At 63.4% G+C, this 13,889-nt stretch carries 10 protein-coding genes; 9 read left to right on the top strand and 1 reads right to left on the bottom strand.

Features of this window, described 5'->3' with window-relative positions; translation table 11 throughout:
* The first annotated feature begins 51 nt into the window (after positions 1-51).
* On the top strand, positions 52-687 hold the full coding sequence (locus tag M5C56_RS24800) for an NADH:ubiquinone oxidoreductase subunit N (RefSeq protein WP_103496028.1): 636 nt from the start codon (positions 52-54) through the stop codon (positions 685-687).
* Between the two features lie 276 nt (positions 688-963).
* Positions 964-2,478, top strand: a complete 1,515-nt coding sequence (locus M5C56_RS24805) for a YdgA family protein (protein ID WP_103496027.1) — start codon at positions 964-966, stop codon at positions 2,476-2,478.
* Positions 2,479-2,485: 7 nt separating this feature from the next.
* On the opposite strand, the gene M5C56_RS24810 is transcribed toward M5C56_RS24805, so the two are convergent.
* Positions 2,486-3,199 (bottom strand): response regulator transcription factor, encoded by a 714-nt coding sequence (locus tag M5C56_RS24810; protein WP_103496026.1) that lies wholly within the window; start codon positions 3,197-3,199, stop codon positions 2,486-2,488.
* Positions 3,200-3,434: 235 nt separating this feature from the next.
* On the opposite strand from M5C56_RS24810, the gene M5C56_RS24815 reads away from it, so the two are divergent.
* From M5C56_RS24815 to pgaD, 7 genes are all read left to right on the top strand, one after another.
* Positions 3,435-3,686: a hypothetical protein gene (locus tag M5C56_RS24815; RefSeq protein WP_103496025.1), complete on the top strand. Its 252-nt coding sequence runs from the start codon at positions 3,435-3,437 to the stop codon at positions 3,684-3,686.
* 328 nt (positions 3,687-4,014) lie between these two features.
* A complete protein-coding gene (locus M5C56_RS24820) occupies positions 4,015-5,007 on the top strand; it encodes a FecR domain-containing protein (RefSeq protein WP_103496024.1) in 993 nt (330 codons plus the stop codon).
* Positions 5,008-5,025: 18 nt separating this feature from the next.
* A complete protein-coding gene (locus tag M5C56_RS24825) occupies positions 5,026-7,335 on the top strand; it encodes a CHASE2 domain-containing protein (protein ID WP_103496023.1) in 2,310 nt (769 codons plus the stop codon).
* A 182-nt stretch (positions 7,336-7,517) separates the two neighbouring features.
* Positions 7,518-9,998: a poly-beta-1,6 N-acetyl-D-glucosamine export porin PgaA gene (gene pgaA, locus M5C56_RS24830; protein WP_103496041.1), complete on the top strand. Its 2,481-nt coding sequence runs from the start codon at positions 7,518-7,520 to the stop codon at positions 9,996-9,998.
* 12 nt (positions 9,999-10,010) lie between these two features.
* On the top strand, positions 10,011-12,008 hold the full coding sequence (gene pgaB / locus M5C56_RS24835; protein WP_103496040.1) for a poly-beta-1,6-N-acetyl-D-glucosamine N-deacetylase PgaB: 1,998 nt from the start codon (positions 10,011-10,013) through the stop codon (positions 12,006-12,008).
* Positions 12,009-12,011: 3 nt separating this feature from the next.
* On the top strand, positions 12,012-13,367 hold the full coding sequence (gene pgaC, locus M5C56_RS24840) for a poly-beta-1,6-N-acetyl-D-glucosamine synthase (RefSeq protein ID WP_103496022.1): 1,356 nt from the start codon (positions 12,012-12,014) through the stop codon (positions 13,365-13,367).
* Positions 13,364-13,867: a poly-beta-1,6-N-acetyl-D-glucosamine biosynthesis protein PgaD gene (gene pgaD / locus M5C56_RS24845; protein WP_103496021.1), complete on the top strand. Its 504-nt coding sequence runs from the start codon at positions 13,364-13,366 to the stop codon at positions 13,865-13,867. The genes pgaC and pgaD overlap by 4 nt, the downstream gene beginning before the upstream one ends.
* The last annotated feature ends 22 nt before the right edge of the window (positions 13,868-13,889 follow it).

The following is a 13,889-nucleotide window of genomic DNA, read 5'->3' on the forward strand; positions in this document are numbered from 1 at the left end:
TGGGAGAATCCTAACCATCGTGGTCAGCGTGGCCCGATGGGGATTCTAATAATGAAAAACCCTTATGCTCCTGGTTTCTGGTGTGCGGTGGTGGCGCTTGTCCTGCTTTCGGCGACCTACTTCTATGGCGTCATGCTGGCGCACCAGATCGACAAGGCCCTGGCCTTTCTCGACAGCGCCACGGCGTTGATCGCGGTGATGTCCATCGCCGTGGTGGCCTGGGCCAGTTACCAGGCGCAGCAGGTGAAGAAACGCCAGCTCTCCCAGAGCAAGACCCTGGTGCTGGTCTGGGATACCAAAGTCGCCCTGCGCCGGGTCGAAACGGTCTTCGACCGCTATTTCTGGGGCAGCTACTGGCAACCCGGTCGGACCTTCCAGGAAGTCATGGGCGAACTCACCGGTACGCCGCTGGAAAAAAGCCTTGAGATGCTCAAGATCCAATGCCTGAAACTCGACCGCGAAGTGGCCCATGACGAACGCCACTGGTTGACCAATGCCCGCGAATTGTCCGATGTGGCCACGGCCATGGCCCGTGAGCGGCATCAACTGGACGTCTGCGACCCGCGCAATGACTCGGCGGACGGCGTGGTGATCAACCGCGACTTCGAGGTGCTGGTGTACACCTGGACCGCGCGTTTGAAGACCTTCGACCATCAACTGGATGAGATGGAAGTCCAGTATTCCTGAGTCATTGCTGTTCCTGCCCGGCGGTCGTTGATCCGCCGCAAACGTGCGCGGGACGCCAATAGGCGCTGCCGAACGCACGATTCCCGTACTGCGCTGTCAGTCATTTCGCTTTTGTTCGTAGGATGAGGTGATGGCCAGTGGCCTTGTGGGCAAGGCCTTGGGGCCTGCTCCGGCAAATGCTACCCTGCGTCCCTTCGGGCATTGTCGAGCCGGCTCCGGTCAGGGGTCAGGAAGACCAGCATTTCTCCATTTAACGGACATCGATCGGGTCAATTCATGAATAAATCAGCGGGCTTGCTTTTAGGTTTTGTCGTGGTGGTCGGTGCGGTGAGCACCGTCGGCGCGTGGTACACCGGCAATCAGTTGGAAGGGGTGCTGAACACTTCGATCCAGGACGCCAACCAACAGCTGAAGACTGCCCTGGCCAGTGCCGGCGGCAGCGCGCAGATCGAGCTGGTATCGCTGGATCGCCATCTGTTCACCAGCACCGCGCACTACCGCGTCAAGTTCCAGAACCTGCAGGCCGGCGCGGAGAAGAAAGACCTCGAGCTGCTGTTCGTCGACCATATCGAGCACGGGCCGTTGCCGTGGTCGCGTCTCAAGGCGTTCAAGCTGGCGCCGGTGATGGTCAACAGCAACTACGAGCTGGAAAAGAACGACACCACCGCCAAGTGGTTCGACGCCGCCAAGGGCGCCGCGCCGCTCAAGGGCCAGGTTGCCCTGGGCTACAACCGTTCGGTGGACGGCAATGTCGAACTGGTGCCGCTGGACTTCGCGCCGAACGCCACCAGCAGCCTGAAATTCTCCGGGCTGAACCTTGCGGTGACCGCCAGCGACCAGGCGGCCAAGATCAAGCTCAACGGCTATATGGATAACCTCAAGGTCTCCACGGTCACCCCTGAGCAGGGGCCGGTGCAGGTCGAATTGAGCGGCCTGACCCTGGCCAGCGACCTGACCAAGAGCGACCTGGGTTTCTACCTGGGGCAGAACACCCTCGAGTTGAGCGAAACCAAGCTGGGCTTTGGGGTCAAGCCGGCGGTGGTCACCATCAAGGGCTTCGAGCAGAAAGACTCGACGCAAGCGCAGGGCAATGTGCTCGCCGGACGCCTGGCCTATAACATCGCCTCGATCGACTACAACGACAAGCCGGTGGGCAGTGCCCAGATGAGCTGGACGGCGAAGAACCTGGATTTCCCGGCGATGCAATCGCTGATCAAGCTGTATCAGGTCCAGTTGGAAGCCTTGCAAAAGGCCCAGGCGGCCGGGGCTGAAGACCCAGAGGCGGCGGTTCCGGAACTGACCCCGGCCCAGCAGGCCCAGGCCGAAGCGGACATCAAGCAAGTGTTGACCGGCAAGCCGCAGATCGCCCTGGAAAACTTCTCGATCAAGACCGCCAACGGTGAGAGCCGCGCCAGCCTGGTGGTGGACCTGACCAACCCGTCTTCCACCGATCTGCCACCGGTGGAACTGGGCAAGCAACTGGTTTCGCAACTGGATGCCAAGGTGTCGTTGTCCAAGCCGATGATCGCCGACCTGGCGGGCCTGCAAGCGCAGATCCAGGGTCAGACCGACCCCAAGGCGATCACCCAGCAAGCCTCGATGGCCAGTGAAATGGCCGGCACCATGGCCTTGTCCACGGAGATGGCGACGGTGCAAGGCAGCGATATCATCTCGACGCTGCACTACGCCAATGGCCAGGTGGACTTCAACGGGCAGAAAATGCCGGTGGAAGATTTCATCACCTTGCTGCTGACCAAGTTCGGTGGTGCGAGCGGCGGCGAGCAGCCTTAAGCGGCGTTCAGCCAGAGGTGACGCTTTCCAGTCGATACCCATAGCCGTAGATCGTCAGCAATTGCCAGCCGTGTTCGGCGGTCAGGCCCAGCTTGTTGCGCAGGCGATAGATATGGGTATCGAGGGGCCGCGAGGAGAGTATTTCCTCATGGGGCCAGAAGCGCTCATAGAGGTACTCGCGCGACAGCGGCCGCCCGAGGTTGCTGAACAGGCAGCGGGCCAGGCGATACTCACGCTCGGTCAGGTTGACCGGGCGGCCTGAGCGGGTCACGGTCAGTTCGGCATCGTCGAAACTCAAATCATTGAAGATGGCGATTTCGCTGGTATTGCCGCGCTGTCCGGCATGCCGGCGCAGTACCGCATTGACCCGCGCCTTGAGTTCATTGGCGCGGAACGGTTTGCTCACGTAATCGTCGGCGCCACTGCCCAGAGCCAGGACGATATCGCTCTCGGCATCGCGGCTGGTGAGCATGATCACCGGCGGCGGTACTTCCATGTGCTCACGGGTCCAGCGCAACAGCGCCAGGCCGCTGAGGTCCGGCACCTGCCAGTCGAGAATCAGCAGGTCGAAGGTTTCCCGGCGCAACTGACGCAACAGGTCCTCGCCGCGCTCGAAACCGTGCAGGGTCCAGGGGGCTTCCCCGACACCGGCCATCTGGCCCAGGGTCTGTTCGACCCGGCGCAGTTCGGCGGGTTCGTCGTCGAGTATGGCGACACGCATGTCTGGAGTTTTCTCCTGGCTTAACGGCGGATGTGTCTCTCAAAAGGGGACTCTACAGGCTATTTCCTACGCGAAGGTCTGTAAGTCGGCTGTCAAATCTGAACAATTCTGGCGATTTCCTCAAGGACCGGTGACGGCTGGCTAGGCTGATGTCAAATGGCTTTTACCCGGCGTACCGTGGCCTTTGTGGGGGCAGGCGCAGGGTAACGATTTGCACGGTCAAGGAGAAGGATCCATGGGCAGTCCCTTTCGTTTCAGCGGTTTGCCATCCTGGGCGGTGCTCGGGTTGTTGTCCGGGTTGAGCCTGTGTCTTGGTTTCGGTTTTGTCGTCGGGCTGTTCCATTACGGGGCTGCACGTCCCTCGCTGGTTGCCGAACGTTTACCCGTGGTGCCCGAGGGCAGCTGGATAGCGCCATTCTCCGCACCGACGCTATGGACCACCGGTGAGGTCATCACCCCACGGGAGCAGCCGCGCTGGGTGTTCTGACCGGCAAGGGCAATTCTGAACAAATCTGACAGATTCGCCGAGCACCGCCGTTTTACCCATAGAGTAGCTCCAGCACTAAAGGGGGCACTTTGGAGCAAGTCCGACCCATGGACGGGTGGCGGTTCGGATCCACACGGACCGCCGCCAAGGGAAGCCAGGATGCCTTCCCTTGGCCATTTTTCCGTCACACTCCGGTGCGCATTCACACAAAGCAACACAGTGTGGTCCGGCCAATTGGGGGCGCTGTGGCATGATGGGCCCGGATGGTTGTGTGCCGTCGTTCCTTTACTTCGATCCTGCTCCCTCCAGAGCCTGAGCGGCCAAGCCCATGAGCGAACGCTTTCTTTCGCACCCGTATTTTCCTGCTTTCCCGTCCCGTCCGAGCCTGCTGCTCGGCATTGTCTTCTGCCTGATCGGCCACACTGCCCTGGCGGCCACACCGGCCCTGCGCGCGCCTTACCTTGATCGCGAACAACAATGCCGTCCGCAGCCTTTTCCGGCGGTGGTGCTGCACCTGGCGGGCGAGGCCTGGAAGCTGGATGCCAAGGGCAAGCCGCTGGCGCTGGAAGAAGGGATGAGCCTGGAGGAACACGAAGGGGTGAGAACCTCGGGCGATGCCTTTGTCAGCCTGGTGCTGGGCGACGGTTCGCGGATCGTCCTGCCGTCCAACTCGCAGGTGCGTTTGCAGCTGGACGAGACGCAGTCGATCCCGCAGATACAGCTCGAACAAGGTCAGGTCGAGTCCTATGTGATCAAGCGCATCAGCGAACATGATCGCTTCCAGATTCGCACCTCGGTCGGCGTGCTCGGGGTGCGCGGTACGCACTTTCGCACCCGTAGCGAAGAGGGGCAGTCTCTGGTTGAAGTGCTCGACGGCCAGGTCGCGGTGAGTCGCGCCGAAGCGTCGCCGGCACCCGGCAACAAGGCGCGGGACAAACTGCCCGTTGCGGCTGAGCCCGCGGTCAGGGTCAACGCCCGACAGGGCCTGAAGATCCAGGACCAGGGCGAGCTCAAGCCGGTCGACCTGCTGGCGGCTCCACGCCTGCTCGGGCAGGACGGCCAGCGTGGCGACAAGCCGATCTGGCAACTTTTTCTCCAGCCCCTCGACGGCGCCCGGCGCTATCGCGCGCAGGTCGCTACCGACGCGGCGTTTCTCAATATCAAGCAGGAACGTTTTTCCAGCACCCCGGATATCCGTTTCAGTGGTTTGCAGGCGGCGTTCTACCATGTGCGGCTGTCGGCATTCGACGAGCAGGGACTTGAGGGCCAGACTGGGGTCTACGATATCTACTACTGGCCCAGGACGGTTCATGAGCAATAGCTGCGGTATCCGGCGTCCATGAGGTTGTGGCGACGGCACGAGGGACGCGAGCCGACGCAGGCACAACGGCTGTTTCGTGGTTTGTTGCGCGAATGGCTGCTGGTGGGCCTGTTGTTGCTGCCGCTGACCGCCGTGCTCTCCTTGAGCCAGAACCTGGCGTTCAGCCATTTTCTCTATGACCGGTTGAGCCGCCTGAGCCCCTTGCCGGTCGATCCACGGATCCTCCTGGTTACCATCGATGACCGCAGTCTTGAGGCCCTGGGGCGCTGGCCCTGGCCGCGCAGCGTGCATGCCGAGCTGCTCGAGCGCTTGAGCGCCGTGCAGCCCCGGGGTGTGCTGTTCGATGTGATTTTCAGCGAGCCGGAGGCTGCGGGCAGCGGCGACGAGCGCCTGGCCCAGGCCCTGTGCCGCGCCGGCAATGTGGTCTTGCCGCTGTTGCGCGAAGGCGTGCCGCGCTTTGCCACGGCGCTGGGCGAAGTCGGGCCGATCGAACCGCTGCGACGTTGCGCCAGGGCGGTCGGCCATATCAATGTCGAAGCGGATAACGACGGCGTGGTGCGCGGGGTATTCCTGCGCGAAGGTCCGGTCCACCAGCCCCGTGAGCAGTTGGCCTGGCTGGCCTATCAGATGGCGCTGCCGGAGGCTGAGCGGCAACCGATGCCCGGTGCCGGAAGTGTTTCCGAGCTCCACGGATGGCAACGGCAGAACGCCATCTTGGTGCCCTTTATCGCGGCGGCTGGCGGCTTCCCCAGCGTGCCCTATATCAGCGTGCTGCGCGGTGAGGTGCCGGCGACGCTGTTGCGTGATCGGCTGATCCTGGTGGGCGCGACCGCACCGGGCCTGGGGGATCGCTATGTCACGCCGGTGTCCGAGCAGGCCGGCACCACCGCCGGGGTGGAGATCCAGGCGAACCTGCTCAATGGCCTGTTGCAGCAGCGCAGCATTGTCGAGCTGGCGCCACTGCCGGGCATGCTGTTGTCGGTGTTGGCGGTGGCCCTCCTGCTGGGCGGGCTGTTGTTGCGTGCGCGTTATGCGTTGTGGCTGACGCTCGGCAGCATGGCCGCGGTGCTGCTGGCAGCCTGGGGGTTGTTGCGGTTCGGCCTGTGGTGGTCGCCGGCCGCCAGCCTGAGCGGTTTTTTGCTGGCTTACCTGATCTGGAACTGGCGGCGCCTGAGTGCGGTACTGGCTTACTTTGGCTGGGAATTGGCCCGTCTGAACGACGAGCCCAGGGTGCTGCCCGAACGGCGCCGGGTCGTGGTGCCCAAGGGTGATGTGTTGCAAGGTCGCATCGCGGCGTTGGAACAGGCCCTCGGGCGTACTCGCGATACCCGGCGGTTTATGGCCGATGGCCTGGAATGCCTGCCCGTGGCAACGTTGATCACCGACACCCAGGGCCAGGTGCTGCTCGCCAACCGCAGCGCGCGTGACCTGCTGGGACCCATGCTGGTCGGTGAGGACTGGCTCGATTGCCTGGCGGGCCTTGGCTTTCCCGGTGTTGGCGGGCCAGTGCGGCCAGCATTGACCGAACTGCCGAGCCAGGAATTTCGCGACAGTCGCCAGCGCACCCTGCACCTGGACCTGGCACCGCTGCGGTCAACGGAAGATGAAGTCACCGTCGGCTGGCTGTTCAGCCTGGCGGACCTGAGTCTTGCACGTGAGGCCGAGCAGCAACGGGCGACCTTGTTGCGCTTTCTGTCCCATGACCTGCGGGCGCCGCACTCGGCGATCCTGGCACTGCTGGAAGTGCAGCGCGCGCAGCACGACGATGCGCCGCTCTATCACCAGATCGAACAGCAAGTGCGCCGGGCCCTGGGTCTGACCGAGGCTTTTGTGCAGTTGGCCAAGGCCGAGTCGGAGGCTTACACCTTCGAGCCGGTGCTGTTCGCCATGCTGGTGCTGGACGCCTTCGACCAGGTGGCCCCTTTGGCCCAGCTCAAGGGCATCGAGCTGCGCCATCGGCTCGACGAGGTCGATGAAAGCCTGGTGCGGGCCGATGCCTCGCTGCTGACCCGGGCGCTGTTCAACCTGCTGGAAAACGCCATCAAGTACAGCCCTTCCGGCACCTTCGTCAGCCTCGATGTAACGGTAGCGGAGCATGAACTGACCTGCAGCGTTGGCGATCAGGGGCGGGGCATCGGCGCACAGGCATTGCCGCAGCTTTTTGAACCGTACAAACGCTTTGCCGGCCCTGACAACACCGAAGGCCTGGGGCTGGGACTGTCGATGGTCAAGGCGGTGATCGACCGGCATGAGGGGCGTATTCACTGCGCCAGCGTCGAGGGCCAGGGCACGACGTTCACGCTGTGCCTGCCTCTCTGGCAGGACTGACCGCGCGTTGCCCCAGGTCTTTTTAGTGAGCACCGACTGAATACGTATTGAGCTTGTTTTTTTGGTCTACCCTTCGAGAACGACAGGCGGGCGACGTTTTCGACTGCTGTCGCTAGGCTCCCCTGTGTGTCTGCATCAGGCAGGAGCATTGAACTCCGGCTGTCATTGGGGAAATGGACGATATGCCGCGTAATGCTCAACTCTGCCTCGGGGGCAGATTGCACACGTTGCTGGGAGTGGCGTTGTGCAGCCAGTTGCTCTGGCCCCTCAATGCCTTCGCCGATACCGCCTACGACCAGCTTATCCGGCAGGCCCGTGACGGCAGCTACACCCCGGCGCTGGTGCTCTTGCGTCAATTGCCGGCCGCGCAACAATCCGCCGGCCAGATCAGCGATCACTTGCAGATCGCCAGCTGGGCCGGGCTGGATGCCGAAGTGGTCAGTGTCTATGAAACCCAGGGTGCCCAGCGGACCTTGCCGACCCAGGCCCTGACCGCCGTCGCCCGCGCCTATCGCAACCTGAAACGCTGGGATGAGGCCGAGCGCCTGTATCGCCAGGCCCTGGAGCGTGAGCCGCAGAATGCCGACCTGCAACTGGGCCTGGCGATTACCGAGGCCGATGGCGGTGACCCCCAGGACGCGGTGCGCCGGGCGCGCGAACAGGTCGACAAACAACCCAACGACCCGGCCCGCCGCATGGCCCTGGGGTATGCGCTGACCCGCTCGGGCGCTAACAGTGATGCTTTGTTCGAGTACGACCAGGCTTTTATCCGGGCTTCGGATAAACCCGAAGTGATGCGTGAATACCTGTTCGCCCTGGAGCGCGCGCGCCTGCCGGAGCCGGCCCTGCGCCTGGCCCAGCGGCATCCCGGGCTGATCGACGCGGCCGCGACCCGGCGCCTTGAAGGCGAGCTGGCGGCCGAGCGGGTCCGCCTGGCCGAGCTGCCGACCCGAACCGAACAGGAACGTTTTGTCGTCGCCGATCGTGCCCTGGCCGACTACGACCGCTTGCTCGCGGCCTGGTCCGCGGACCCGCAGGCCCATGATGATGTGGTGCACTGGCGCATCGACCGCCTGGGTGCGCTCAAGGCCCGCTCGCGCAATGCCGAGGTGCTGAGCGAGGCGCAAAAACTGATAGATGAAGGGGTGACGATCCCACCCTATGCCCAGCGCTGGATTGCCTCGGCTTACCTCGCGGTACGCGAACCGGAGAAGGCCGTGGCGTTGTATCGGCAGATTCTCGCGGCACCCAGCGCGGACCCCATCGACCAGGCGGGCGATACCTCGGCGCTGGTCTATGCCCTGGTTGAAAGCGACCAGCCGGAAGAAGCCCGCGCGTTGGCGGACGCGCTGGCGCTCACCGTACCGCCGCGATTGCAGCTCAAGGGCGTGCCGGGCGGTGTTCCCAACGATGCCTGGCTGGACGCCCAGCAGTTGGCGGCGCAGATGGGGCAGCACAACGGCGATCTGCCCGCCAGCGAGCAAGGTCTGGAGGCGCTGGTGGCACAGGCGCCAGGTGAGGTCGGCTTGCGGGTGGCCCAGGCCGATATGTACCTGGCCCGTGAGTGGCCACGGCGTGCCGAGGCCTTGAACAAGGAAACCGAAAGCGAGGCGCCGCGCGACCTGGGGCTGGAAGTGGCCCAGGCCAACACCGCCCTGGCGTTGCAGGAGTGGCGCCAGCTCGATGTGCTGACCGACGACGTTGCCGCACGGTTTGCCGAGAGCCTGCAGGTCCAGCGCCTGGAGCGTCTGCGCGAAGTCCATGACATGGCCGAGTTGCGGGTCGAGGCCTATACCGGCAAGAGTTTTGGTGGCGGTGCCGCCGGTGCCGGTGCGGTGACCGGCAGTCGCGACTACGGCATTGAAAGCACGCTCTACAGTCCGCCGATCAATGAGGACTGGCGGTTGTTCGCCGGGGCCGGTTATGCCTTTGGCCGCTTCACCGAAGGAGATGCCCGACGGCGCTGGCAGCGGCTTGGTATCGAAGATCGGACCCGTGACATGACCCTACAGGCCGAGGTCTCCAACCAGTCCTACGGCTATGGCGACAAACTCGGCGCGCGCCTGGCGGCGGCTTTCGATATCAATGATCACTGGCAATACGGCGGCAGCCTCGAACGGCTGTCGGCAGCGACGCCGTTGCGCGCCTTGAACAGCGACATCAGCGCCAATTCGGCGAGTGCATTCCTGCGTTGGCGCGCCGACGAAAGCCGCGAGTGGAAGCTGGCGGTCACGCCCTCGCATTTCAGCGACGGCAACAATCGCACCGAGGCCCTGCTTACCGGACGCGAAGGTATCTACAGCACGGCCCATGTGCAGGTGGACCTGGGCCTGGAGGTCGGCACCAGCCACAACAGCAAGAGCGAAGACGTGCCGTACTTCAACCCCAAGTCCGACTTCAGCGTGCTGCCGACGGTGAACGTCAATCATGTGCTTTATAGCCGCTACGAAACCCAGTGGAGCCAGCAATTCCAAGTCGGTGCCGGGACCTACAGCCAGCGCGATTATTCGACAGGTGCCGTTGCGCTGCTGGGGTATGGCCAGCGGGTGAGCTGGAACGATGTGCTGGAGGCCGGAGCCAACCTGAGTTGGATCAGTCGGCCCTATGACGGTGACCGCGAACGCGACGTGCGGCTGACCGTCGATCTGACCTACCGTTTCTAGAAGGGGATGATGATGCCTTGGATCACGCGTTGCATCCTGTTGCTGGGAGCCTTGCTGATCGGTGCCTGTGCCCAGAAGCCGGTCGAATTTGTCGCGCCCGCGCAGCGTAGCGTGCCGATCAATGAAGCGCCCTGGCCGAAAAATCATTTTCTCAGCCTGACCTACCATGACATTGAGGACCGCGACCCGGACCAGGCGGTGGTTGCCGTGCGCACCGAACGCTTGCTCGAGCAACTGGCGTGGCTCAGGGAGAATGGCTATCGGCCGGTGACCGTGGACCAGATCCTGGCGGCGCGCAAGGGTGGGCCCGAGTTACCGCCAAGGGCGATTCTGCTGACCTTCGATGACGGTTACGCGAGTTTCTACACCCGCGTGATGCCGCTGCTCAGGAGCTATCAATGGCCGGCCTTGCTGGCCCCGGTCGGCGTCTGGATGGATACCCCGGCGGATAAACCGGTGGATTTTGCCGGTGACATGCGCCCGCGCACCATGTTTCTGAACTGGGCGCAGATCAAGGAAGTAGCATCCTCGGGACTGGTGGAAATCGTTGCGCACACCAACGCCAACCACCACGGCATGCTCGCCAATCCCCAGGGCAACCTGCAACCGGCGGCGGCGACCCGGCGTTACGATACGGCGACCGGTCGTTATGAAAGCGAGGCCGATTTCGAGGCTCGCACGCGCGCGGATGTGCTGGCCATCTCGGCGAAGATTCGTGCGGCCACCGGTTATTCGCCGCGGGTCTGGATCTGGCCTTACGGCACCGCCGATGGCACTGCGTTGAAAGTCATCAAGGAGCAGGGCTACCAGATCGCGCTGACCCTGGACGACGGTATCGACAGCCTCGACCAACTGATGAACAGCCCGCGCCTGCTGGTGGCGGCGGATCCGGATGGGGCGCACTACGCCAGCGCTGTTGTCGCGGTGCAGAACCGTTTGCCAATGCGCGTGGTGCATGTCGACCTGGATAATGTCTACGACCCGAACCCGGCCCAGCAGGAAGCCAACCTCGGCATGCTGGTCCAGCACGTGGCGGATATGGGCGCCAATACCGTGTTCCTGCAAGCGTTCGCCGATCCGGCGGGGGACGGCCTGGCGCGTTCGCTGTACTTCCCCAACCGCCATCTGCCGATGCGCGCCGACCTGTTCAATCGCGTTGCCTGGCAACTGCACACCCGGGCCCACGTCAAGGTCTTCGCCTGGATGCCGGTGCTGAGTTTTGCCCTGGATGAAAAACTGCCCCGGGTGACGCGTTGGGACCCGGCCAGCGGGCAGGCCTCGGTGGACCCGAAACAATACAAGCGCCTGTCGCCGTTCGACCCGAACGTACGGCGGATCATTGGTGAGATCTACGAAGACGTGGCCCGGCTGACCTCGGTCGACGGCATTCTCTACCACGACGATGCCGTGCTGTCCGACTTCGAGGATGCCAGCCCGCAGGCACTACGGACCTACGCCGCCAATGGCCTGCCGGGCACCCTCGGTGCCCTGCGCGGTGATCCGGCGACACTGCAACGCTGGACGCGGTTCAAGAGCCGCTACCTGATCGATTTCACCGCCGAACTCACCGCGAGGGTCCGCGCCATTCGCGGCCCGCAGGTACAGACAGCGCGCAACCTGTTCACAGAGCCGGTGATCGATCCTCAGAGTGAAACCTGGTTCGCCCAGAACCTCGACGACTTCCTCGCCAGCTACGACTGGACCGTGCCCATGGCCATGCCGCTGATGGAAGGGCAGAGCGAGAAACAGGCGGGCGACTGGCTGGAGGGCCTGGTCGGCAAGGTCAAGCAACGCCCGGGCGCGCTGGATCGCACGGTGTTCGAGTTGCAGGCCCGGGACTGGCGGCAGAAGCCGGCGACGGACCTCGACGGTGAACTGCTGGCTGACTGGATGGGACGACTCAAGCGCCAGGGCGCCAGCAGTTTTGGTTATTACCCGGACAACTTCCTGGATGGCCGCCCGGCTGTGCAGGCCGTGCGCCCGGCACTTTCCAACAAGTGGAATCCTTAGATCATGATGGATCGAATCCTGGCACTGATCGTCCTGGCGCTCGTCCTGGGGGTTCCCCTCGGCGTGATTTTCCTGGTGACCGGGCAATTCCTGATGGACTTCGTGTTTTTCTACCCGTTGTTCATGTCGGGGTTGTGGATGGCCGGCGGCCTGTACTTCTGGTTGCACTGGGAACGTCGCTGGCCCTGGGAAGCCGATACCCTGCCGCCGGCACTGGCGGGTGAGCCGCTGATCTCGATCCTGATCCCTTGCTTCAACGAAGGGGCGAATGTCGGCGAAACCATCGAGGCTGCATTGGCCCAGCATTACCCGAACATCGAAGTGATCGCCATCAATGACGGCTCCAAGGACAACACCGGTCAGTTGCTCGATGGCCTGGCGCTGCTCGACCCGCGCTTGCGGGTGATTCACCTGGCACAGAACCAGGGCAAGGCGGTGGCCCTGCGCATGGGCGCCGTGGCGGCCCGCAGCGAGTATCTGGTGTGCATTGATGGCGACGCCTTGCTGGCACCGCACACGGCGGCCTACCTGGTGGCGCCGATGCTGGAGAACGCCCGCCTGGGTGCCGTGACCGGCAACCCGCGGATCCGCACCCGCTCGACCCTGGTCGGGCGGGTCCAGGTCGGTGAATTTTCTTCGATCATCGGTTTGATCAAGCGCACGCAGCGGGTCTTCGGGCGGATTTTCACCATCTCCGGGGTGATCTGCGCCTTCCGCCGTACGGCGCTGGACCGGGTGGGCTACTGGAGCCCGGACATGATCACCGAAGACATCGATATCAGCTGGAAGCTGCAACTGGATCACTGGAGCATTTTCTACGAGCCACGGGCACTCTGTTGGATACTGATGCCGGAGACCCTGCGTGGGCTGTGGAAACAGCGGTTGCGCTGGGCCCAGGGCGGCGCCGAAGTGTTGTTCAAGAACATCCGCGGCATCTGGCAGTGGAACCATCGTTACCTGTGGCCGTTGTTGTTCGAGTACTGCCTGTCGACCGGCTGGGCGTTCACTTTCCTGTTGTCGATTCTCTTCTACGGCGTGGGCCTGTTCGTCGAGTTGCCGCCTTCGATTGCCGTGCACCGCATCGTGCCGCCAGCCTTTACCGGGTTGCTGCTGGCGATGGTCTGCCTGGGGCAGTTCGCGGTCAGCGTACTGATCGACCGTCGCTACGAAAAAGACCTCTGGAAAATCATGTTCTGGGTGGTCTGGTACCCGCTGGCGTTCTGGCTGATGAGCTTCGTCACCACCCTGGTCAGCTTTCCCCGGGTGCTGTTCGGCCAGAGTCGCAAGCGGGCGCGTTGGGTCAGTCCGGATCGGGGGATCAAGCCCGTCAATGACGACAAGCAGAAGGTGCGCTCATGAAAATCATCAGAACCCGTCAGCGGCCGCTCATGCGGGTAGTCGATGTGGTCCTGACCATACTGGCCTGGATCGGTTTGTGGTATCTGCTTATCCAGGGGTTGCTGCCATTGTTCGACGGGCATACGGGGCCGCGGATCGATATCTCGTTCTTCGACGCCCTCAATACCCTGGAGGTTTATCTGTGGGTCGGCCTGTTGAATGCGGCGGTATTGATTGCCTGGGCGCGTTATCAGCAGCGCAAGAGCCGTGGTTTCAGTCGGCGCCGTTTGCCCGCGCCGGTGGTCGGGGATGAGGGCTTGAGCCGCAGTTTCAAGCTCAGCGAGGACAACTTCGCGCGGATGCGCCAGTCGGCGACGATGATCGTGCACCACGATGAGCATGGCGGGGTGCTTGAAGTGATTACGCCGCTGTATCGCGTTGAACCGCAGGAGCCGCCGCTGTCCGCGCCCCAGGTCATCCAGCTGCCGTCGGAGGATGACGGCAACCGCCCGGCGCTGTAGCGCCGGTCCGTGCCTTAACTAT

This window comes from Pseudomonas sp. MWU13-2862 (assembly GCF_023242495.1).
Taxonomy (GTDB): Bacteria; Pseudomonadota; Gammaproteobacteria; order Pseudomonadales; family Pseudomonadaceae; genus Aquipseudomonas; species Aquipseudomonas gingeri_D.